Consider the following 24980-nt stretch of genomic DNA (forward strand, 5'->3'; position numbering starts at 1 on the left):
CAACACTCAAGCCGGCCGGGAGGCCGCTGTGCTCTTGATCTGCTTTTGATCTTGATCTTAGGCGCCCCGTTAAACCACGCTGGCCGAACGCAGGCTTTGGAGCGTGGGTAACCCGGCAGGACGCCGGGTTAGCCGCGCTGGGCCATGGATGGCCCATCGCGGCGGCCCACGGTCCAAAGCCGGAGAGAGGGCACACCGAGCCTAAGCGAGGTGCCGAGTGGTGGGGCAAGAGCGTTTTGCTTACTTTTGCGCTTTTCAAAAGTGAGCCGCTGTAAGAGCGGAACCATAGGCGGCCGTTACCTAAATAATGGATATGCCCCCACTCCAACAAATACGAAAGTTCCCCAACGCCAGCCGCTTTGTCCCCGCTTCCCATGTCACCCCCCACCCCCCGAATCCTCTAATTTCCCAACCCTGCGGGACGCCATCCGATCCTCGACCGCGCCCGCGCTTTAAGCCGGGCCTCCCAGGCACTTACGCGACAGCTGAAAACGGACTTTCTCCTCAACCGTATCCGACTCAAAAAAGCAGGTTACCCCATGCAGTTCAGCAAACTACTGGCAGCTCTTTCCACCCACCCGATCCGCCTGCAAATGGACGAAGGCGACCTGATCATCCTGGGTGACGACGACGCGCTGGATGACGCCCTATGGGACCAACTGATCGCCCACAAACCCCAACTGCTCGACCTCGTCGCCCAACACGGCGGCGACTGGCTCAGCCCGGCTTATCGCATCACTCCGGACATGCTGCCCCTGGTCAACCTCGACCAACCCGCCATCGACCGCATCGTCGCCAGCATCCCCGGCGGGGCGGCGAATGTGCAAGACATCTACCCCCTGGCGCCACTCCAGGAAGGCATGCTCTACCACCACCTGTCAGCCCACCAGGGCGACCCCTATGTGCTGCACGCCCAGTTCGTGTTCGACAGCCGCGCCCGTCTTGAAACGTTCGCCCAGGCCCTGCAATGGGTCATCGACCGCCACGACATCCTGCGCACCTCGATGGCCTGGGAACGCCTGGACGAACCCCTGCAAGTGGTCTGGCGCAAAGCCTCGCTGGTCTGCGAAGAAGCTTGCGTCGATGGCGATGCAATGACCCAACTGCAAGCCCTCTACGATGCGCGCAACTACCGCATGGACCTCGGCCAGGCACCGCTGCTGCGCCTGGTGTTCGCCGAAGACCCGCGCAACCAGCGCGTGGTCGCGATGCTGCTGTTCCACCACACCATTCTCGACCACACCGCCCTCGACGTAGTGCGCCGTGAAATCCAATTGCACCTCGCCGGCCAGACCGAACAGGCCGGCGCTCCGGTACCGTTTCGCAACTACATCGCCCAGGTTCGCCACGGCGTCAGCGACCAGGCTCACGAAGTGTTCTTCCGCGAAATGCTCGCCGACATCGATGAACCCACCCTGCCGTTCGGCCTCCAGGATGTGCAGGGTGACGGCCATGGCATCGATGAAGCCCGGATCGCCGTCGACAACGATTTGAGCCGTCGCCTGAGGGCCCAGGCCAGACCGTTGGGTGTCAGCCCCGCCAGCGTGATGCACCTGGCACTGGCCCAGGTGCTGGGCAAGGTCTCCGCTCGCGAGTCCGTGGTATTTGGCAGCGTGATGCTCGGTCGTATGGGCGCGGGCGAGGGCTCCGACCAGGCCCTGGGCATGTTCATCAACACCCTGCCGCTGCGGGTGGACGTGGGCGAGCAAAGCGTGCGCGACGGTGTACAAACCACCCATAAACGCCTGACCGAATTGCTCAACCACGAACACGCCTCCCTGGCCCTGGCCCAGCGTTGCAGCGGTGTGGCCGCACCCACGCCGTTGTTCAGTGCGATCCTCAACTACCGGCACAGCGATGCCTCGGACACCCAGGCGGTGATCGACATCGCCGAAGGCATCCAGGTGCTGGGTGCCGAAGAGCGCACCAACTACCCGTTGACGGTCAACGTTGATGACCTGGGCGAGGGCTTTGCCTTTACCGTGATGGTGGATGCCTCCATCGGCGCGGCACGTATCGCCGATTACCTGCACACCGCCCTGGAAAACCTGGTACTGGCCCTGGAGCAAACGCCAGATGCAGCCTTGCACAGCCTGGGCATCCTGCCTGCCGCCGAACGCCAGCATCTGCTGCACGGCCTTAACGCCAGCACCCAGCACTACGCCGATTCAGCCCTGATCCACCAGCAAGTCGAAGCCCAGGCCGCCAGCCATCCCGAGGCCATCGCGCTGCGCTTTGAACACCAACATCTGAGCTACCGCGAGCTCAACGAACGCGCCAATCAGGTTGCGCACTGCCTGCTCAAGCATGGCATTCGCCCCGACGACCGGGTGGCAATCTGCGTCGAGCGCGGCCTGGAAATGATCATCGGCCTGCTGGGGATTCTCAAGTCAGGTGCGGGCTATGTACCAATCGATCCGGCCTACCCCCAGGAGCGCATCGCCTACACCCTGCAAGACAGCGCGCCGCTGGCGGTGCTGGTGCAGGACAACACCCGTCATCTGGTGGGCGACGTCACGTCGATCGACCTCAACAGCCTGCAACACGAGCCCATCGTTAATCCGAATGCTGCGATCAGCCCGTCCAGCCTCGCCTATGTGATCTACACCTCCGGCTCTACCGGCTTGCCCAAGGGGGTGATGATCGAACACCGCAACGTTGCGCGGTTGTTCAGTGCCACCGAGCACTGGTTCAAGTTCAACGCCAGTGACACCTGGGCGCTGTTCCACTCGTTTGCCTTTGACTTCTCCGTGTGGGAAATCTGGGGCGCGCTGATGCACGGCGGGCAGTTGCTGGTAGTGCCGCAACTGGTCAGCCGCTCACCGGACGAGTGCTATGCACTGCTCTGTGAAGCCGGTGTGAGCATCCTCAACCAGACGCCGAGCGCGTTCCGCCAATTGATCGCGGCACAGGGCCGCAGCCAGCAACTGCATTCCCTGCGCCAGGTGATCTTTGGCGGTGAAGCCCTGGAACCGGGCATTCTCAAACCGTGGTACGCCCGGGTGACCAACTCGGGTACGCGGCTGGTCAACATGTACGGCATCACCGAAACCACCGTGCACGTGACCTATCGTGCCCTGGAGGCGGCGGACGCGCAGCTGGTGGGCGTGAGCCCGATTGGCGTGCGCATTCCGGATTTGCAGTTGTACGTGCTGGACGCCCGCCGCGAGCCGGTGCCGAGCGGTGTGGTCGGCGAGTTGTACGTCGGCGGTGCCGGCGTGGCGCGGGGTTATCTCAACCGCGATGAGCTGACCGCCGAACGTTTTCTGACGGATCCCGCAACCGGCCTGCGCCTGTACAAGACCGGTGACCTCGGCCGGTTGCTGGCCGACGGCAGTGTCGAGTACCTGGGGCGCAACGACGACCAGGTGAAGATTCGCGGTTTCCGTATCGAACTGGGAGAAATCGAAGCGCGCCTAGCCAGCTGTGAAGGCGTGCGTGAGGCCGTGGTGATTGCCCGCGAAGACGAGCCGGGCGACAAGCGCCTGGTGGCCTACGTGATTGCCCAACCGGACCACGCGCCCACCGCCGCCGAGCTGCGGGACCACCTGCTGCTGTCCCTGGCCGAATACATGGTGCCCAGCGCCTTTGTACTGCTGGACGCGTTTCCGCTCACCACCAACGGCAAGCTCGACCGCAAGGCCTTGCCGGCACCCGACGCCGACGCCCTGGCCCGTCGTGGTTATGAAGCGCCCCAAGGCGCGGTGGAAACCGCGATTGCCAGCCTTTGGCAAGACCTGCTGAAGATCGACCGGGTCGGGCGCCAGGACAACTTTTTCGAACTGGGTGGCCACTCCTTGCTGGCGGTCAAACTGATGGAGCGCATGCGCCAGCTGGAGCTGAGTGCCGATGTGCGGGTGCTGTTCGGCCAGCCGACCTTGGCTGCGCTGGCCGCTGCGGTGGGCGGGCAGCAGGAAGTGCAGGTCCCGGCCAACCTGATCAGCGACGCGACCCGGCACATCACCCCCGACATGCTGCCGCTGGTGGGCCTCGACCAGCAGGCCATCGACCATATCGTCGCCAGCGTGCCCGGCGGTATCGGTAACGTGCAGGACATCTACGGCCTGGCCCCGTTGCAGGCCGGCATCCTCTATCACCACCTGGCGACCACCGAAGGCGATCCCTACGTGTTGCAGGTGCAGTTCAGCTTCAGCGGCCATGAGCCGGTCGAGGCGTTTATCCGTGCGCTGCAAAGCGTGATCGAGCGCAACGATATTCTGCGCACCGGCATCATGTGGGAAGGCCTGGACGAGCCGGTGCAAGTGGTACTACGCCAGGCACTGCTGGTGGTTGAGCAGGTCGACGTGGAACCACACAACGACGTTCTGGCACAACTGCAAGCACGCTTCGACCCACGCCACTATCGCCTCGATCTGTCCCGTGCCTCGCTGATGCGCTTTGCCTACGCCGAGGATCAGGGCCGTCATGTCGGCATCCTGCTGCTGCACCACATCCTGCTGGACCACACCGCGTTGCAGGTGCTGGTGGAAGAAATGAGCGCCAGCCTCGCAGGCCAAACCGGTTTGCTGCCGGACGCCGTGCAATACCGCAACTACGTGGCCCAGGCGCGCCTCGGTGTGAGCGCTGCGCAGCATGAAGCGTTCTTCAGCGAGATGCTCGGCGATATCGACGAGCCGACCCTGGCCTTCGGTTTGCACGACGTGAATCGTGACGGCAGCGGTGTGCGCGAAGCTCACTTGCCCGTGGACCCGGCCCTCAGCCTCGGCCTGCGTGAGCAAGCCCGCCAGCTCGGTGTCAGCGCCGCCAGCCTGGTGCACTTGGCATGGGCGCAAGTCCTCGGCCAGGTATCGGGCCAGGACGAGGTGGTATTCGGCACGGTATTGCTGGGCCGTATGCAAGGCGGCGAGGGCGCCGACCGGGCGCTGGGGATGTTCATCAATACCTTGCCGCTGCGGGTCAGCGTCGGCACGGTGGGGGTTCAGGCCGGCGTACGCGCCACCCACGCGCGGCTCGCGCAGTTGCTGGGGCATGAACATGCGTCGCTGTCCCTGGCCCAGCGTTGCAGTGGCGTGTCCGGCGCGCTGCCGCTGTTCAGCACCTTGCTCAACTACCGCCACAGTGCCCCGGGCGAAGCGCCAGGCGCCAGCCCGTTCGCCGACGCCGGGATCGAAATCCTCAGCTCCGAGGAGCGCAGCAACTACCCGCTGGTGCTGAACGTCGACGACCTCGGTGTGGGTTTGGCGCTGACGGTGCAAGGCGTGGCCGAAGTGGATGTGCAGCGTGTCGGCGACTATATGCTCAGTGCCTTGCGCAACCTGGTGACGGCGCTGCAACAGGCGCCGACGACGCCGCTGCATCAAGTGTCGATCCTGCCGCCTGCCGAGCGGCATCAAGTGTTGGTGGGTTTCAACACCACCGCCCGCGACTACCCGGCCGGGAAAACCGTTCACGCTCTCTTCGAAGCCCAGGCCCTGGCCAGCCCGGAAGCCGTGGCGGTGGTGCACGGCCATGCGTCGATGAGTTACCGCGATCTCAACCTGCGGGCCAATCGCCTGGCCCACTATTTGATCGATCAAGGCGTAAAGCCGGGGGACAGCGTGGTCATCGCGCTGCCACGCTCCATCGACCTGTTGGTCAGCCAGTTGGCGATCCTTAAGTGTGCGGCGGTCTATGTGCCGCTGGACATCAATGCGCCTGAAGAGCGTCAGGCGTTCATGGTGCAGGACAGCCATGCCAAACACGTGCTGAATGACCTCGCTGCGCTGAACCTCGGGACGCAGCCTGCGCATAACCCGAACCTCGCCCAGTCGGCGGAAAGCGTGGCGTACATCATGTACACCTCCGGCTCCACCGGGGCGCCCAAGGGGGTACAGGTTCCCCATCGCGCCATCTCCCGATTGGTGAACAACAACGGCTACGCCGACTTCAATCACCGTGACCGGGTGGCCTTCGCCTCGAACCCGGCGTTCGACGCCAGCACCCTCGACGTGTGGGCGCCACTGCTCAATGGCGGCTGCGTGGTGGTGGTCGAGCACGCCACCTTGCTGTCCCAGGCCGCTTTCGCCGCCCTGTTGCAGGAGCAATCCGTCAGCGTGTTGTGGATGACGGCAGGGTTGTTCCACCAATACGCCGATGGGTTGATGCCGATGTTCCGCCAGCTGCGCTACCTGATCGTCGGCGGCGATGTGCTCGACCCGCAGGTGATCGGCCGGGTGCTTGAGCACGGCGCGCCGCAGCATCTGCTGAATGGCTACGGCCCCACCGAAGCCACCACGTTTTCCACCACCTTCGAGATCACGTCAGTGGGTGAGGGCGGTATTCCGATTGGCCGACCCATTGGCAACAGCCGTGCCTACGTGCTGGATGCGCGGCAGCAGCCGGTGCCGCTGGGCGTCGTCGGCGAGCTGTACATCGGTGGCGCGGGCGTGGCCAAGGGTTACCTGAACCAGCCGCAACTGACCGCCGAGAAGTTTATCGTCGACCCGTTCGGCGACGGCCTGCTGTACCGCACCGGCGACCTGGCGAGTTGGCAGGCGGACGGCACCTTGCTGTACCAGGGCCGCAACGACCATCAGCTGAAAATCCGCGGTTTCCGTATCGAGCCCGGTGAAATCGAAAGCTGCCTGGCCAGCTATTCCGGTGTGAGAGACACGGTGGTGCTGGCCCGCGAAGATGAACCCGGCGACAAGCGCCTGGTGGCGTACTACACCGCCCAGGCGCCGCTGAGCATTGAAGCGTTGCGTGCGCACCTGCAAAGCCGGCTGCCGGACTACATGGTGCCGTCGGCCTATGTCTGGCTGGAACTGTTGCCGCTGACCGCCAATGGCAAGCTGGACCGCAAGGGCCTGCCGGCGCCGGATCAGGCGTCGCTGCTCAGCCGTGGTTTCGAAGCGCCCGAGGGTGAGGTGGAAACCCTGCTGGCGCAGATCTGGCAGGACGTATTGAAGGTCGAGCGGGTCGGGCGCTTTGATCACTTCTTTGAGCTGGGCGGCCATTCATTGCTGGCGGTAAGCCTGATCGAACGCATGCGCCAGGCTGGCCTGAGCGCCGATGTGCGGGTGCTGTTCAATCAGCCAAGCCTGGCGGCGCTGGCGGCCGCGGTGGGCAGTGGCCGGGAAATCGTGGTACCGGCCAACGGCATTGCGCCGGATTGCCAACGCATCACGCCGTCGATGCTGACCCTGGTCAAGCTGGATCAAGCCGCCATCGACCGCATTGTGGCCACGGTGCCCGGCGGTGCGGCCAACGTGCAGGACATCTACCGGCTGGCCCCGCTGCAGGAAGGCATCCTCTATCACCACATCAGCGCCGAACAGGGCGACCCGTACCTGCTGCAATCGCGCATGGCGTTTGACAGCGTCGAGCGGTTGCAGGCCTTCATGGGCGCACTGCAAAAAGTCGTGGCGCGCCACGATATCCTGCGCACCGGCGTGGTGTGGGAGGGCTTGGACAGTCCGGTGCAAGTGGTGTGGCGCCGTGCCGAACTGGTGGTGCAGCATATCCCGCTGGACCCGGCCGATAGCGACGTGATTGAACAGCTGCACGCACGCTTCGATGCCCGCCACTATCGCCTGGACATCACCCAGGCGCCGCTGCTGCGCATGGTGTACGCGCAGGATCCGACCAACCAACGGGTCGCGGCGATCCTGCTGTTCCATCACCTGGCGCTGGACCACACCGCCATGGAAGTGGTCGGCCAGGAAATGCGTGCGTTCCTGTTCAACCAGGCCGATGACTTGCCGGTCGCGGCACCGTTCCGTAACTACGTGGCCCAGGCCCGCCTGGGTGTCAGCGCCCCGGAGCACGAGCAGTTCTTCCGTGACATGCTCGCCGACATTGACGAGCCCACGCTGCCCTTTGGCGTGCAGGATGTGCAGGGCGATGGTCGGGATATCGAAGAGGCCGAGTTGCCCGTCGATGCAGGGCTGGCGCTGCGGATTCGTGAACAGGCGCGGCAACTGGGGGTCAGTGCTGCGAGCTTGATGCACTTGGCCTGGGGCCAGGTGCTCGGCCTCGCGTCGGGCCGTCAGGACGTGGTATTCGGCACCGTATTGATGGGCCGCATGCAAGCCGGCGAAGGCGCCGACCGGGCGCTGGGCATGTTCATCAACACGTTGCCGTTGCGGGTCGAGGTGGGCGCCAGTGCGGTACGCTCCGGGGTCAAGGCGACTCATGCCCGGCTCAGCGCGTTGCTGGGCCATGAGCATGCATCCCTGGCGCTGGCCCAGCGTTGCAGCGGCGTGCCGACCTCGATGCCGTTGTTCAGTGCCTTGCTCAACTACCGCCACAGCACCCCGGGCGAAATGGCCCGCGACGGCCACGGCATCTGGGAAGGTGTGCAGTTGCTGGGTGGCGAAGAGCGCAGCAATTACCCGCTGACCTTGAGCGTGGACGACCTGGGCACAGGCTTCTGCCTGACGGTGCTGGCCCTGCAGTCCATCGGTGCGCAGCGCCTGTGTGACTCCATGCACAGTGCGTTGGAGCAACTGGTGGACGCCCTTGAGCAAACGCCGGAAACGCCGCTGAATCAGTTGCCGGTACTGCCTGCTGCCGAGCGGGAAAAACTCCTGCGTACCTTCAATGCCACCGCCCGCGAGTACCCGCAAGGGCACACCTTGCACGCAGCTTTCGAGGCCCAGGCCGAGCGCCTGCCGCAAGCGATTGCGCTGAGCCAGGACGGCCAGCACCTGACGTACCAACAGCTCAACCAACGCGCCAACCAGTTGGCTCATCACCTGCTGGCATTGGGCGTGCAGCCCGACGACCGCGTGGCGATCTGCTGCCGACGCGGCCCGCAGATGCTGGTGGGCCTGCTGGCGATTCTCAAGTCGGGCGCCGCCTACGTGCCGGTAGACCCGGCTTACCCGGCCGAGCGCATCGCTTACCTGCTGCAAGACAGCGCACCGGTTGCGGTACTGGCCGAGGAGAGCACCCGTGGCGTGCTCGGTGATGTGGCCATCGTCGATCTGCATGGCGCGTATGCAGGTGAGAGCAATCCCCAGATCGCCAGCCTGACTCCGGCGAACCTCGCCTACGTGATCTACACCTCCGGCTCCACCGGCCAGCCCAAAGGGGTGATGGTGGAACACCGCACCGTGGAAAACCTGGTGCATTGGCACTGCGAAGCCTTTGACCTGCACGCCCATAGCCACACCAGCAGCGTGGCCGGTTTCGGCTTTGATGCCATGGCCTGGGAAGTCTGGCCGGCGTTGTGCGTGGGGGCGACCTTGCACCTGCCACCGGCCCAGGTGGGCAATGAAAACATCGACGAACTGCTGGCCTGGTGGCTGGCGCAACCGCTGGAGGTGAGCTTCCTGCCGACGCCGGTGGCCGAGTACGCCTTCAGCCAGGATCTTGAACACCCAAGCCTGCGCACCCTGTTGATCGGCGGCGATCGCCTGCGCCAGTTCAACCAGGAGCGCCGTTTCGCGGTGATCAACAACTATGGCCCCACCGAAGCCACGGTGGTCGCCACCTCTGGCCGCGTGCACACCGGTCAGCCGCTGCATATCGGCAAGCCGATGGCCAATGCCACGGTGTACCTGCTTGATGAGCAACAGCGTCCGGTGCCGGTGGGTGTGGCAGGCGAGTTGTACGTGGGCGGTCGCGGCGTGGCCCGTGGGTATTTGAATCGCCCGGACTTGACCGCCGAACGCTTCCTCGATGACCCGTTCAACCCGGGCCGCCTGTACCGCACCGGCGACCTGGCGCGCTGGCTGCCGGATGGGAATATTGAATACTTGGGCCGCAACGACGACCAGGTAAAAGTCCGGGGTGTGCGCATCGAGCTGGGGGAAATCGAAACCCGCCTGGCCGCCGTCGACGGCGTCAAGGACGCCGTGGTGCTGGTGCGCGACGGCCGCTTGGTCGCCTGGTTCACCGAACAAAAACCGCTGGACATCGAAACTCTGCGCGCCGAGCTGCACAGCCAACTGCCCGAGGCCATGGTGCCGGTGGCCTACGTGAAGCTCGACAGCTGGCCCCTGACCGCCAACGGCAAGCTCGACCGCAAGGCCCTGCCGGCGCCGGATCAGGCCGCCATGCTCAGCCGTGAATACGAAGCGCCGCAAGGCGAAGTCGAAACCACCCTGGCGCGGATCTGGGCCGAGGTCTTGCAAGTAGAGCAAGTGGGCCGTCATGACCACTTCTTTGAGCTGGGTGGCCATTCATTGCTGGCGGTGAGTCTGATCGAGCGCATGCGCCAGGTCGGCCTGAGCGCCGATGTGCGGGTGCTGTTCAGCCAGCCGACATTGGCCGCTTTGGCCGCGGCTGTGGGCAGTGGCCGGGAAGTGCTGGTGCCGGTCAATGGCATTGCTGCCGATTGCCAGCGCATCACGCCTTCGATGCTGTCGCTGGTGGAGCTGGATCAGACGACCATCGACCAGATCGTCGCCAGCGTGCCAGGCGGCGCCGCCAACGTGCAGGACATTTATCCGCTGGCGCCGTTGCAGGAAGGGATTTTCTACCACCACATCAGTGCGCAGCAGGGCGATCCGTATCTGCTGCAATCGCACCTGGCGTTTGACAGCGTCGAGCGTTTGCAGGCGTTTGCCCGGGCGTTGCAGTCGGTGATCAACCGCCACGATATCTTGCGCACCGGCGTGGTCTGGGAAGGCTTGCAACAGCCACTGCAAGTGGTATGGCGCCAGGCTGAGCTGTCGGTGCAGGCGGTGCAGGTGGGCACCGGTGATGTGCTGGCGCAGCTGCATCGCCAGTTTGATCCTCGTCACTACCGTGTGCCGATGTCCCAGGCCCCGCTGGTGCGCCTGGTGTATGCCGAAGATCCGCGCCAGCAGCGGGTGGTAGCGATTCTGCTGTTCCACCATATTGCCCTCGACCACACGGCGCTGGACGGCGTGCGTCACGAGATGCAAGCCAGCCTGCTGGGCCAGCCCGAAATCACCGACGAAGCCACGCCGTACCGCAATTACGTGGCCCAGGCCCGACTGGGGGTGAGTGAGCAGGAGCACGAAGCGTTCTTCCGCGAGATGCTGGGGGATATCCATGAGCCTACGTTGCCGTTCGGCCTTCAGGATGTACAGGGCGATGGCAGTGCCATCGAAGAAGCCTGTGAAGCGTTATCACCGGCCTTGACCCAGCGCCTGCGCACTCAGGCACGGTTGCTGGGGGTCAGCGCTGCCAGCATGTTCCACCTTGCCTGGGCGCAGGTGTTGGCCTGCACTTCGAGCCAGGACACCGTGGTGTTTGGCACGGTGCTGCTGGGCCGTATGCAGGGCGGCAAGGGCAGCGACCGGGCGTTGGGGATGTTCATCAATACCTTGCCGTTGCGGGTGGATGTCGGCGGCATCGGTGCGCGTGCGGCGGTAAAGGCGACCCATGCCCGGCTGACGGCACTGTTGGGGCATGAGCATGCCTCCCTGGCGCTGGCCCAGCGTTGCAGTGGAGTGGCGGCGCCGTTGCCGTTGTTCAGCGCCATGCTCAACTATCGCCACAGCGACAGCCAGCAAGCGGCGGTGTCCCCGGCCTGGCAGGGGATCGAAACCCTGGCCAGTGAGGAACGCACTAACTACCCGCTGACCTTGAACGTGGATGACCAGGGCGACGGATTCCGGTTGACCGCGATGACCCCCGCGCAAATTGGCGCGCAGCGTATTTGCGGTTATATGCAGGCGGCGTTGCACGGGCTGGTGGAAGCGCTGGAGCAATCCCCGCAATTGCCGCTGGATCGCCTGTCGATCCTCGGCCCGCAGGAGCGCGAGCAACTGCTGTTCGGGTTCAACGCCACCGAGGTTGCCTACAACCTCGATCAGACCCTTCACGGCCTGTTCGAAGCCCAGGTTGAACGCACCCCCGATGCGCTGGCGGTGAAAGCGGGTGACCAACACCTGAGCTACCGCGAACTGAACGCGCGCGCCAATCAGTTGGCCCATCATCTGCGTGAGCTGGGGGTACAGCCGGATTCGCGGGTGGCGATGTGTGTGGAGCGTGGCCTGGAGATGGTCATCGGTCTGTTCGCCATTCTCAAGGCCGGTGGTGGTTATGTACCGCTGGACCCGGCGTATCCGCTGGAGCGAATCGCCTACATGCTGCAAGACAGCGCGCCGGCGGCGGTGCTGGTGCAGGGCGAAACCCGTTCGCTGCTGGGGGATGTGGCGGTACCCGTGGTGGATCTGGACCGGAACACCTGGGAGCACCAGCCGCTGTCCAACCCACACGTCGACGGGCTGACCCCGCAGCATCAGGCCTACGTGATCTACACCTCCGGTTCCACCGGCCAGCCCAAGGGTGTGATCAACGAGCATGCAGGCGTGGTCAACCGCTTGCTGTGGATGCAGGACGCCTACGGCCTGACTGCCAGCGACGCGGTCTTGCAGAAGACCCCGTTCAGCTTTGACGTATCAGTGTGGGAATTCTTCTGGCCCCTGTTTACCGGTGCCCGGTTGGTCATGGCGCGCCCCGGCGGGCACAAGGACCCGGCCTACCTGTGCGAGGTGATCGAAGCTGAACAGATCACCACCTTGCACTTTGTGCCGTCGATGCTCGACGTGTTCCTGGCCCACGGCGATGTCAGCCAGAGTGCCGGGCTGTTGCGGGTGATGTGCAGCGGTGAGGCCTTGCCCGGCAGCCTGGTGCGACGCTTCAAGCAGCAGTTGCCAGGCATCGGTTTGTACAACCTCTATGGCCCGACCGAAGCGGCGGTGGATGTGACCGCGTGGAACTGCGCAAGGCCCCTGGTGCCGGACAACACGCCTATCGGCAAACCGATTGCCAATACCCGTATGTACCTGCTGGACGCCCGGTTGCAGCCGGTGCCCTTGGGCGTGGTCGGCGAGCTGTTCATCGGTGGTGTTCAGGTCGCTCGCGGCTACCTGCACCGTCCTGAACTCACCGCCGAACGCTTCCTCAAGGACCCGTTCACTGCTGGCCGCATGTACCGCACCGGCGACGTCGGGCGCTACCTGCCGGATGGCAATATCGAGTACCTGGGCCGCAATGACGACCAGGTGAAAATCCGTGGCCTGCGCATCGAGCTGGGGGAAATCCAGGCGCGGCTGACCGAATACCCGCAAGTCAATGAAGCGGCGGTGTTGGCCCGGGACGAGCGCCTGGTGGCGTACTACACCGGCGTGCAGGCGGATATCGAACAGTTGCGAGCCCACCTGCTGTCGCGTTTGCCGGACTTCATGGTGCCGGCGGTATTCGTGCACTTGGCGGCCTTGCCGTTGAGCCCCAACGGCAAACTCGACCGCAAGGCGCTGCCGGCGCCAGGTGTGGAGTCGCTGATCGTGCGCGAGTACGAAGCCCCGGTGGGCGACACCGAAATCACCCTGGCGCGCTTGTGGGCCGAACTGCTGAAAGTGGAGCGGGTCGGTCGCCATGACAATTTCTTCGAACTGGGCGGGCACTCGCTGCTGGCCGTCAGCTTGATCGGGCGCTTGCGTCAGGAACGCATGGAAGCCGATGTGCGGGGGCTGTTCGAACAGCCGACCCTGGCAGGCTACGCCGCAATTACCGAACGAATGGAGATCGTCCTGTGAGCATCATTGAACTGTTGGCGACACTCAAGGCCAAGGATGTACAACTGGCGCTCAAGGGCGATCAGTTGTCGGTGCAGGGCAACAAACAGGCCCTGAGTGACCCGGCATTGGTGGCCTCGCTGCGGGAACACAAGCCGGCGCTGATCGAGCTGATCAAGGCCGGAGAGTACTCGGCCACCAAGGCCGGTGAAGTCGAAGTGCCGGCCAATGGTATTCCCGCAGGCGCCCAGCGGATTACCCCAGCGATGCTGACGCTGTCGAGCCTGAGCCAGGCCTCGATTGACCGCATCATCGAGACCGTCGACGGCGGCGCGGCCAACGTGCAGGACATCTACCCCCTGGCCCCGCTGCAGGAAGGTATTCTTTATCACCATGTGAGTGCCGAACACGGCGACCCCTACGTCATGCAGTCGCAGTTCGCCTTCGACAGCCTTGAGCGTTTCAAGGGGTTTGCCCAGGCGTTGCAGGGCGTGATGGACCGTCATGACATCCTGCGCACCGCCGTGATCTGGGAGGGACTGGAAGAGCCTTCGCAAGTGGTATGGCGCGCGGCGCGATTGCCGGTGCAACTGATTGAACTGAACCCCGCCGACGGGGATATCGCGACCCAGTTGCATTGCCTGTTTGATGGCCGTCACTACCGCCTGGACGTCACCCGTGCACCGCTGGTGCGCCTGGTAGGCGCCTGGGACGAAGCCCGGCAGCGCATGGTTGCCTTGCTGCTGTTCCACCACATGGCCCTGGACCACAGCGCGCTCGACGTGGTGCGCCACGAAATGCAGGCCTACTTGCAGGGCCGCGCGGATCAATTGGGCCAGGCCGTGCCGTTTCGCAACTATGTGGCCCAGGCACGCCTGGGGATCAGCGAGCAGCAACACGAAGCGTTCTTTCGCGAAATGCTCGGGGACATCACTGAGCCGACCTTGCCGTTTGGTTTGCAGGATGTGCAGGGCGACGGCCAGGAGATTGCCGAAGTCGACTGGCCGTTGCCGCCAGCGCTCAATCAACGCTTGCGGGCCCAGGCACGGCAGTTGGGGGTGAGTGCCGCCAGCCTGTTCCATATGGGCTGGGCGCAGGTATTGAGTGCCTTGGCAGGCAAGGCGCAGGTGGTGTTCGGCACCGTCTTGATGGGCCGCATGCAGGGCGGGCACGCCACGGACCGGGCCCTGGGCATTTTCATCAATACCTTGCCGTTTCGCGTGGATGTCGGCGCCGAAGAGGTGCGTGCCGGGGTCAAGGCCACGCACGCCCGGCTGACCACCTTGCTGCGTCATGAACACGCCGCCCTGGCCCTGGCCCAGCGTTGCAGCGGGGTGGCGGCGCCGACGCCGCTGTTCAGCGCATTGCTCAACTATCGCCACAGTGGCTCGGGCACCAGTACCGACGCGGCGGCGGCCTGGCAGGGCATCGAGATCTTGAGCTCCGAGGAGCGCACCAACTACCCGCTGACCCTGAGTGTCGATGACCTGGGGGACGGGTTTATCCTGCGCTTGCTGGCGAGTACCCAGGTCGATCCGCAGGCTGTTTGTGGTTATGTGCAAACGGCCCTGGAAAACCTGGTACAGGCGCTGGAACAGGCGCCCGACACCCCGTTGAATCTTCTGTCGGTACTGCCCGAGGCTGAGCAGCGACACCTGCTGGAGCACTTTAACGCGACAGCGGCCGACTTCCCCCAAGGCACCACCCTGCACGGGCGTATCGAAGCGCAAACGTTGCTGACCCCGGACGCGGTGGCTGCGGTGTATCAAGGCCGTCAGCTGACCTACGGCGAATTGAACCAACAAGCCAACCTCCTGGCCCATCACCTGCTGGCCCTGGGGGTAAAACCCGATGACCGCGTGGCCATCGTCGCCCGACGCGGGCTGGACACCCTGGCCGGATTGCTGGCGATCCTCAAGGCCGGTGCCTGCTACGTACCGGTGGACCCGTCGCACCCGGCCGAGCGCCTGAGCTACCTCCTCAGCGACAGCGCCCCGGTCGCGGTGCTGACGCAACACGCCCTGCTGGAGCGCCTTCCTGCACTCGACGTGCCGGTGATCAACCTGGACCGTTTTACCTGGCATCACCATACGGCCAGCAACCCCCAAGTTTCCGTCACACCGTCCAACCTGGCCTACGTGATCTACACCTCCGGCTCCACCGGCCTGCCCAAAGGCGTGATGGTGGAACACCACACCGTGGCCAACCTGGTGGACTGGCATTGCACCGCGTTTGACCTGTGCGCCGGCCGACATACCGCCAGCGTTGCCGGTTTCGGCTTTGACGCGATGGCCTGGGAAGTCTGGCCGGCCCTGTGCGTGGGCGCGACCTTGCACCTGCCGCCGGCCCACGACGGCGCGGAAGATATCGATGCGCTGCTGGACTGGTGGCGTGCGCAACCGCTGGAGGTGTGTTTCCTGCCCACGCCGGTGGCCGAATATGCCTTCAGCCAGCACATCGAACACCCGACCCTGCGCACCTTGCTGATTGGCGGCGACCGCCTGCGCCAGTTCACCCGGGCCCAGCGTTTCGAGGTGATCAACAACTACGGTCCCACCGAAGCTACGGTGGTCGCCACCTCCGGGCGGATTGAGCCCGGTCAGCCGTTGCACATCGGCAAGCCTATCGCCAATGCCACGGTTTACCTGCTGGACGAACAGCAGCGCCCGGTGCCCTTGGGGGTTGCCGGTGAACTGTATGTGGGCGGCAAGGGCGTGGCGCGGGGTTATCTCAACCGTGCGGAAATGACCGCCGAACGCTTCCTGGATGACCCTTTCAACCCGGGCCGCATGTACCGTACCGGCGACCTCGCGCGCTGGTTGCCGGACGGGAACATCGAGTACCTGGGCCGCAACGACGACCAGGTGAAAATCCGTGGCGTGCGCATCGAACTGGGAGAAATCGAAACCCGCCTCAACCAGTTGCCCGGTCTCCAGGAAGTGGTGGTGCTGGCCCGGGAAGACCAGCCCGGCCAGCCCCGGCTGGTGGCTTACTTCACCGAAAACCCGCAGTTCGATCCCCTCGATGTGGGCGATATTCGCGCGCATCTGGTGGCCCACCTGCCGGACTACATGGTCCCGGTGGCCTACGTAAAACTCGATGCATTGCCCCTGACCGCCAACGGCAAGCTGGACCGCAAGGCCCTGCCAAAGCCGGACCTGGCCGCCGTCTTCACTCGCGAGTACGAAGCGCCTCATGGCGATATCGAAACCGTCCTCGCGCAGATTTGGGCCGACGTGTTGCAGGTGGAACGCGTGGGGCGCCAGGACCATTTCTTTGAGTTGGGCGGCCATTCGTTGCTGGCCATGCGCATGGTGTCCCAGGTTCGCCAGCGCCTTGGGGTTGATCTGGCGCTGGGGGAACTGTTCGCCAATGCCGAACTGGCCGCCGTGGCGCAAGTGCTTGCCCAGGCCGGGCGCAGCACCTTGCCGGATATCCAGCCGGCGGCGCGGGACACGGAGTTGCCGTTGTCGTTTGCCCAGCAACGCCTGTGGTTTCTGGCGCTGATGGAGGGTGCCAACACCGCCTACAACATTCCTATCGGCCTGCGCTTGCGTGGGCAGTTGCACGTCGACGCGCTGCAACGGGCCCTGGCGCGGATCGTTGCGCGGCATGAAACCTTGCGCAGCCGTTTCGCCCAGCAGGATGACGACGCCCAGGTGCTGATCGTGCCGCCTGAAGAGGTGATGCCCCTGCAAGTGCAGGACCTGCGCCGCCACCCCGAAGCACAGCAGGTGCTGGACGCGTTGATCCAGGGCGAAGCCTCGGCGCCCTTCGATTTGCAGCGCGGCCCGCTGTTGCGCGGGCGCTTGGTGATCATGGCCGACGATCACCACGTGTTGCTGTTGACTATCCACCACATCGTGTCCGATGGCTGGTCCATGGGCGTGCTGACCCGCGAACTGATGGCGCTGTACCAAGCCTTCAGCCGTGGTGAGGCTGACCCATTGCCGCCATTGCCGATCCAGTACAGCGACTTCGCCGTGTGGCAGCGCCTGTGGCTCAGCGGCGAAGTGCTGCATCGCCAGAGCAGCTATTGGCAGCAAACCCTGGCCGGTGCGCCGGCGTTGCTGATGTTGCCGACCGACCGCCCGCGTCCGGCCCAGCAGGACTACGCCGGCAGCAGCGTCGACGTGCGCCTGGATGAACGTCTGACCGCCGGGCTCAAGGCCCTTAGCCAACGCCACGGCACCACGCTGTATATGGTGATGATGACGGCGTGGGCCTCGTTGCTCGCGCGTTTGGCCGGGCAGGAGGAAGTGGTGATCGGTTCCCCCGTCGCCAACCGCCAGCGGGCCGAGGTGGAAGGCTTGATCGGGTTGTTCGTCAACACCCTGGCGGTGCGCATCGATACCTCGGGCGAGCTGAGTGCCGAGGCGCTGCTGGCGCGGGTCAAGGGGCTGGCCCTGGACGCCCAGGCTCATCAGGATTTGCCGTTTGAGCAGGTGGTGGAAATCACCCGGCCATTGCGCAGCCTAGCCCATAGCCCGCTGTTCCAGACCATGTTGACCTGGCAGGACAGTGACGCGCCGGTACTGGCCCTCGGCGACCTGAGCCTTGAAGGGATTGTGGAGGACAGTCACTTTGCCAAGTTCGACCTGTCCCTGAACCTCGGCGAGACCCGGGGAGAAATTCGCGGCACCCTGGAATACGCCATCGCGTTGTTTGATGAGTCGACCATGCAGCGTTATGTCGGCTATTTCACCCGCGTGCTGCAGGCCATGGTGGATAACGATCAGGCGGTGCTGGAACAGGCTGACTTGCTGGACGATCAGGAGCGCCAGCACCTGCTGTTCGACTTCAACGACACCGCCGTCGACTACAACCTAGACCAGACGCTGCACGGTATGTTCGAAGCCCAGGTTGCGCGAACGCCCGATGCACTGGCGGTGAAGGCGGGCTCGGAATGCTTGAGCTATCGCGAGCTGAACGAACGGGCCAATCAGTTGGCGCACCATCTGCGTGAGCTGGGTGTACAGCCGGATTCGCGGGTGGCGATTTGCGTCGAGCGCGGCCTGGAGATGGTCGTCGGCCTGTTCGCGATCCTCAAGGCGGGCGGCGGTTATGTGCCGCTGGACCCGGCGTATCCGCTGGAGCGTATCGCCTACATGCTGCAAGACAGCGCACCGGCCGCCGTGCTGGTACAGGGCGAAACCCGTTCACTGCTGGGCGACGTGACGGTGCCGGTGGTGGACCTGGACCTGAACACCTGGCAGCACCAACCAACGTCCAACCCACGAGTGGATGGGCTGACCGCGCAGCATCAGGCCTACGTAATCTACACCTCGGGTTCCACCGGCCAACCGAAGGGCGTGATCAACGAGCACGCGGGCGTGGTCAACCGCCTGCTGTGGATGCAGGACGAGTACGGTCTTACCGCCCAGGACAGGGTGTTGCAGAAAACCCCGTTCAGCTTCGACGTGTCGGTGTGGGAGTTTTTCTGGCCGCTGTTCACTGGCGCCCGGTTGGTGATGGCGCGTCCAGGCGGGCATAAAGACCCGGCCTACCTGTGTGATGTGATCGAGTCCGAGCAGATCACCACACTGCACTTTGTGCCTTCGATGCTGGACGTGTTCCTGGCCCACGGCGATGTCAGCCAGAGCGCCGGGCTGGTGCGGGTGATGTGCAGCGGTGAAGCGTTGCCCGGCAGCCTGGTGCGCCGTTTCAAACAGCAGTTGCCGGGCATCGGTTTGTACAACCTCTACGGCCCGACTGAAGCGGCGGTGGACGTGACGGCGTGGGATTGCGCCGGGCCTGTCACGCCGGACAACACCCCCATCGGCAAGCCGATCGCCAACACCCGCATGTACCTGCTGGACGGGCAGTTGCAGCCCGTGCCATTGGGTGTGGTAGGCGAGCTGTTCATCGGTGGCGTGCAAGTGGCGCGGGGTTACTTGCACCGCCCTGAGCTGACGGCCGAACGCTTCCTCAAGGACCCGTTCAGCGACGGCCGGATGTATCGCACCGGCGACGTCGGGCGCTACCTGCCGGACGGCACCATCGAGTATTTGGGCCGCAACGATGACCAGGTGAAAATCCGTGGGCTGCGCATCGAGCTGGGTGAGATTCAGGCGCGACTGCTGCAATACCCGCAGATCAACGAAGCCGCCGTGGTCGCCCGCGATTCACGGCTGGTGGCTTACTACACCGGCGTGCAGGCCGACATCGATGCCCTGCGCAGCCACCTGCTGGAGCAATTGCCGGACTACATGGTGCCGGCGACCTTCATGCACCTGGAGGCCTTGCCCCTGAGTCCCAACGGCAAGCTCGACCGCAAGGCATTGCCGGTACCGGGCCTGGAATCGGTGATCGCCCGGGAATACGTCGCGCCCGTGGGTGAACCCGAAATCACCCTGGCCGGCCTCTGGGCTGATTTGCTCAAGGTGGAGCGGGTGGGGCGGCATGACAACTTCTTCGAGCTGGGCGGCCACTCGCTGCTGGCCGCCAGCCTGATCGGCCGCATGCGCCGGGTCGGGTTGTCGGCGGATGTGAAAGTGTTGTTTGGCCAGCCCACGCTGGCTGCGTTGGCGGCTGCCGTGGGGGGTGGGCGCGAAGTGGTGGTGCCGGCCAATGGGATTGCTGCGGATTGCACGCGGATCACCCCGGACATGCTGACGCTGGTGAGCCTGGAGCAACCCGCCATCGACCGCCTTGTCGCGAGTATTCCCGGCGGCGCGGCCAACGTGCAGGACATCTACCCGCTGGCGCCGTTGCAGGCCGGGATCCTGTATCACCATCGCGCAGTACAACAGGGTGACGCGTACCTGTTACAGGCGCAGTTTGCCTTCGCCAGCGTCGAGCGCCTTGAAGCGTTTGCCCAGGCGTTGCAAGCGGTGATCGAGCGGCAGGATATCCTGCGCTCGTCGATGCACTGGGACGGGCTGGAAGAGCCGGTACAAGTGGTGTGGCGCCGGGCGTCGTTGCAGGTCGAGGCGATTCAGGCGACGGGCGATGTGCTGGAGCAAATGCAGGCGCGCTTCTATCAGCACCGGCTGGACCTGGGGCAGGCGCCGTTGATGCGCCTGGTGTACGCCGAGGACCCGGCCAACCAACGGGTGGTTGCGTTGTTGCTGTTCCATCATCTGGTGATGGACCACGTGGCGCTGGAAGTCCTGCAGCACGAGATGCAAGCCTGTCTGTTGGGCCGTCGCGAGCAGTTGGGTGCGGCGGTGCCGTATCGCAACTATGTGGCGCAGACGCGCTTGGGCATGCGTGAGGACGAGCACGAAGCCTTCTTCCGCGAGATGCTCGGGGAGATCGATGAGCCGACGCTGGCACTGAATGCACCGGGTGAAGCACAGCAGGCGCGCCTGAGTGTCGACCCGCTGCTGAGCGGGCGCCTGCGCACCCTGGCGCGTCACCTTGGGGTCAGTGCGGCGAGCCTGATGCACCTGGCTTGGGCGCAGGTATTGGGCAAGGTTTCCGGCCGTGAACAGGTGGTGTTCGGCACCGTGTTGCTGGGCCGGTTGCAAGGCGGTGAAGGCGCCGAGCGCGCATTGGGCGTGTTCATCAATACCTTGCCGCTACGGGTCGACCTGGGTGAGCGCACGGTGCACGCGGCGCTGATGGCGACCCATGCCAGCCTGACCCAACTGCTCAGTCACGAGCATGCGCCACTGGCCCTGGCCCAGCGTTGCAGCGGGTTGCCGGCCAATACGCCGCTGTTCAGCGTGCTGTTCAACTATCGCCACAGTGCGCCGCATGCTGGTGGGGTGGCTGAAGCCTGGCAGGGCATGCAAGTGCTCAAGGCCGAGGAACGCACCAACTTTGCCCTGTCCCTGAGTGTCGACGACCTGGGTGACGGGTTTGGCTTTGATGTCATGGGGCAGGGCGCGGCACGCCTCTGTGAGTACCTGCATGTCGCCCTGGAACACCTGGTGCAGGCCCTGGAGCAAAATGCAGCGGGCTCAATCAGCCAACTGTCGATTCTGCCGCCGGCGGAGCGTGAAAAGCTACGGGTGGAGTTCAACGCCACCCAACGGGAGTTCCCTCGCGAACATACCGTGCAGCGCCTGTTCGAAGCCCAGGCCCAGGCGCGCCCGAGCGCCATCGCAGTGGTGCATGGCGAGCACACCCTGAGTTACGGCGCGCTGAACACCCGCGCCAACCAACTGGCCCATCACCTGCGCACCCTGGGCGTGCAGCCCGGCGACCACGTGGCGATCCTGCTGCCGCGCTCGATTGACCTGCTGCTCAGTCAACTGGCAATCCTGAAATGCGCGGCGGCCTACGTGCCGCTGGACATCAACGCCCCGGCCGAGCGCCAGGCCTTTATGGTTCAGGACAGCGGCGCGGTGTGGCTGCTGACCCACAGCAGCGAGTCCGTCGAGTACCCGGCCCGACGTATCGACCTCGACACCCTGGCCCTGGACCCGCAACCGAGCCACAACCCGGACCTGTCGCAGACCTCGGAGCGCGTGGCGTACATCATGTACACCTCCGGCTCCACCGGCACCCCCAAAGGCGTGCTGGTACCGCACCGGGGCATTACGCGGCTGGTGATCAATAACGGCTACGCCGATTTCAACGCCCACGACCGCGTGGCGTTCGCCTCCAACCCGGCGTTCGACGCGAGCACCATGGACGTGTGGGGGCCGTTGCTCAACGGCGGCCAGGTGCTGGTGATCGACCCTGCCACCTTGCTCGACCCAGGTGCGTTTGGTCGTGCATTGAAGGCGGGCGAGGCTACGGTGCTGTTCGTCACTACCGCGCTGTTCAACCAGTACGTGCAGCTGATTCCCGACGCGTTGGCCGGGCTGCGCATCCTGTTGTGCGGCGGCGAACGGGCGGACCCGGCGGCATTTCGCAGCCTGCTGGCCCGGGCGCCGGCGGTGCGCCTGGTGCACTGCTACGGTCCGACGGAAACCACCACCTACGCCACCACCTATGAGGTGCAGGCGATCGCCGCCGATGCTGAAAGCGTGCCGATCGGCAGGCCGATTTCCAACACGCAGATTCACGTGCTGGACGCGCACCTGCAGCCGGTGCCGCTGGGTGTGGTCGGGGAAATCTGCATTGGCGGGCACGGCGTGGCCAAGGGGTATCTGAACCGGCCGGAGCTGACGGCCGAGAAATTTGTCGATGACCCGTTTGGCGATGGTTTGCTCTACCGCACCGGCGACCTTGGGCGCTGGTCGGCGGACGGGCTGCTGGAGTGCATCGGACGTAATGACGACCAGGTGAAGATCCGTGGTTTCCGCATCGAGTTGGGTGAAATCGAAGCGCGCCTGGCGACCTGCAGCGGCATCAAGGATGTGGTGGTGCTGGCACGAGAAGATGCACCGGGGGACAAGCGCCTGGTGGCGTACTACACCGGCGAGCCGCTCGCCGTTGACGTTCTGCGCAGTCACCTGCTGCAGCACCTGCCGGACTACATGGTGCCCTCGGCCTATGTGCCACTGGAAAAAATGCCCCTGACGGCCAACGGCAAAGTCGACCGCAAGGCCCTGCCGGTGCCCGCGATGGAAGCGCGGGTAAGCCGTGTGTTTGAAGCCCCGGCCAATGAACTGGAACAGACCCTGGCCCGCCTCTGGGGCGAAGTGTTGAGGTTGGAGCAGGTCGGTCGGCACGACAGTTTCTTTGAACTGGGTGGGCATTCGTTGCTGGCGATCCGGCTGGTCAACCTGATGGAAGAGGCGGGGCTTGAGGTGTCGTTGGCCGAGCTGTTCCAGCATGCCAGCGTGGCCTCGGTCGCCTCGATGCTGGGTCAGCGTACGACGCGGGAAGACGACAGCTCGCTGATCACCGTGCGCGCCAGCGGCAGCCAGCCGCCATTGTTCCTGGTGCATGAATTCAGCGGCATGGACTTGTATTTCCCGGCGCTGGGCCGGCATCTGCCGGGGGATTACCCGATCTACGGCTTGCCCGGTGCGCCCCTCGGTGAACCGCAGTTGCAGACCATGGAAGGCCTGGCGGCGCGGCTGGTGGGGATCATTCGGTCGGTGCAGCCCCATGGGCCGTATCGGCTGGCGGGTTGGTCGTTCGGCGGGGTGTTGGCCTATGAAGTGGCGATGCAACTGCAGGGTCTGGACGAGCCGGTGGCGTTCCTCGGGTTGATCGACAGCTACGTGCCGCGCATGACCGACCAGGGCAAGGCGCGTTGGGCCGGACCGGATGCTCTGAAGCGGCATTTGCTGTTGCAGTGCATGGCGTATTGGAAGGCACAGGGAGGTGTGGATGAGTTGGCGAGCCTTGAGCAACTGGATGCGCAGATTGGACAGCTGGATTTTGCTGGGCTGTTGCAACGCTGCCGCGATCGGCATTTGTTGTACGCGCAGATGGCGGCGGCTTCGGACGCGGACTTGTTGAGTTTTATCGAGCGGGAAGTCGGGCATGGGCATGCGCTGGCGCATTACAGCCTGTTCCCGATGCCGTTGGCGGTGCACCTGTTCAGCGCCGCAGAGCGGCCGACGGAGCTGTCGCGGCGCAGCCTGGATTTGGGTTGGGAGGAAGCGTTGGCCCCTGGGCAACTGCGCCAGGTTGAAGTGCCGGGGGATCACCAGAGCATGATGCAGGCACCGCATATCCAGGCGTTGGGGCAGGCGCTGGGTGAGGCCCTGGCATTGAGTGAGGCGCCGAGTGTGGCAGTGCATCAGCCGTTGTTGCGGATCCAAAGTGGCCGTGCCGGGCATGCGCCGATTTTCTGTGTGCCGGGGGCGGGGGATAGCGTGACCGGGTTTGTGGGGTTGACCGAGGCGCTGGGCCGGGACTGGCCGATCTTTGGTTTGCAGCCCCGTGGGCTGGATGGAGAAGCGGTGCCACACAGCCAGGTCGAGGCGGCGGCGCGCTGTTATTTACAGGCCTTGGAACAGGAATGTCCTTCGGGGCCGGTGCATCTGGTTGGGCATTCGTTTGGCGGCTGGGTGGTATTTGAGATGGCGACGCGGTTACAGGCCCAGGGGCGTGAGGTGGCGTCGTTGACGTTGATCGACAGCGAGGCGCCCGGCGGGAATGGGGTGGTGGGACGGCCCTATACCACGACGGCGGCGTTGTTGCGGCTGATTGAGTCGATGCAGGTGGCTTCGGGTAAGTCCCTGGGGATTGATGCGGTGGATTTTGCCGGGAGGGATGAGGTGGAGCAGCGGCGGTTGTTGCATGGGGGGATGGTGGGGGTTGGGTTGTTGCCTGCGCGGTCTTCGGTCGAGGCGATGGATGGGCCGGCGCGCACGTATGCGTCGGCGTTGCGTACGGTTTATCGGCCTGGTCGGCGGTATGAGGGGGTGGTGCGGTTGGTGTTGGCGGAGGACCCGACCCTGGACGCGGCGGGGAATCAGCGGGAGCAGGGGTTGATGGTTGAGGGGTGGCGCCAGTGCACCGGGTCGTTGGAGGTGTGGTATGGGCCGGGGAATCATTTTTCGCTGCTCAAGGCGCCCAACGTCTTTAGTTTGGCGGCTTGGTGGCGGGATGGGGTTGTGGTTGGGGAGCGGGTTTTGTGAGGGCTTTTGATGGTGTACATATCCGTTGCTGCGGTAACGGCCACTTAGGGTTCCGCTCTTACAGCGGGTCACTTTTGGCAAACGCCCCAAAAGTAACCAAAAGGTC

Annotated in this window: 2 protein-coding genes; both read left to right on the forward strand. The window is 64.6% G+C overall.

Going from position 1 to position 24980, the window contains the following annotated elements:
- Positions 1–539: 539 nt before the first annotated feature.
- Positions 540–13460, forward strand: coding sequence for a non-ribosomal peptide synthetase (locus D109_RS0127815; protein ID WP_017479788.1), 12921 nt, complete (start codon positions 540–542; stop codon positions 13458–13460).
- On the forward strand, positions 13457–24874 hold the full coding sequence (locus D109_RS0127820; RefSeq protein ID WP_017479789.1) for a non-ribosomal peptide synthetase: 11418 nt from the start codon (positions 13457–13459) through the stop codon (positions 24872–24874). The genes D109_RS0127815 and D109_RS0127820 overlap by 4 nt, the downstream gene beginning before the upstream one ends.
- Positions 24875–24980 lie beyond the last annotated feature (106 nt).

Origin of the sequence: Pseudomonas sp. PAMC 26793 (genome assembly GCF_000313235.1) — a bacterium.
GTDB classification, from domain to species: Bacteria; Pseudomonadota; Gammaproteobacteria; order Pseudomonadales; family Pseudomonadaceae; genus Aquipseudomonas; species Aquipseudomonas yamanorum.

What these genes read in the sequence shown, in the direction of transcription:
- D109_RS0127815 (WP_017479788.1), top strand. Translation starts at nt 540, where the DNA reads ATGCAGTTCAGCAAACTACTGGCAGCTCTTTCCACCCACCCGATCCGC.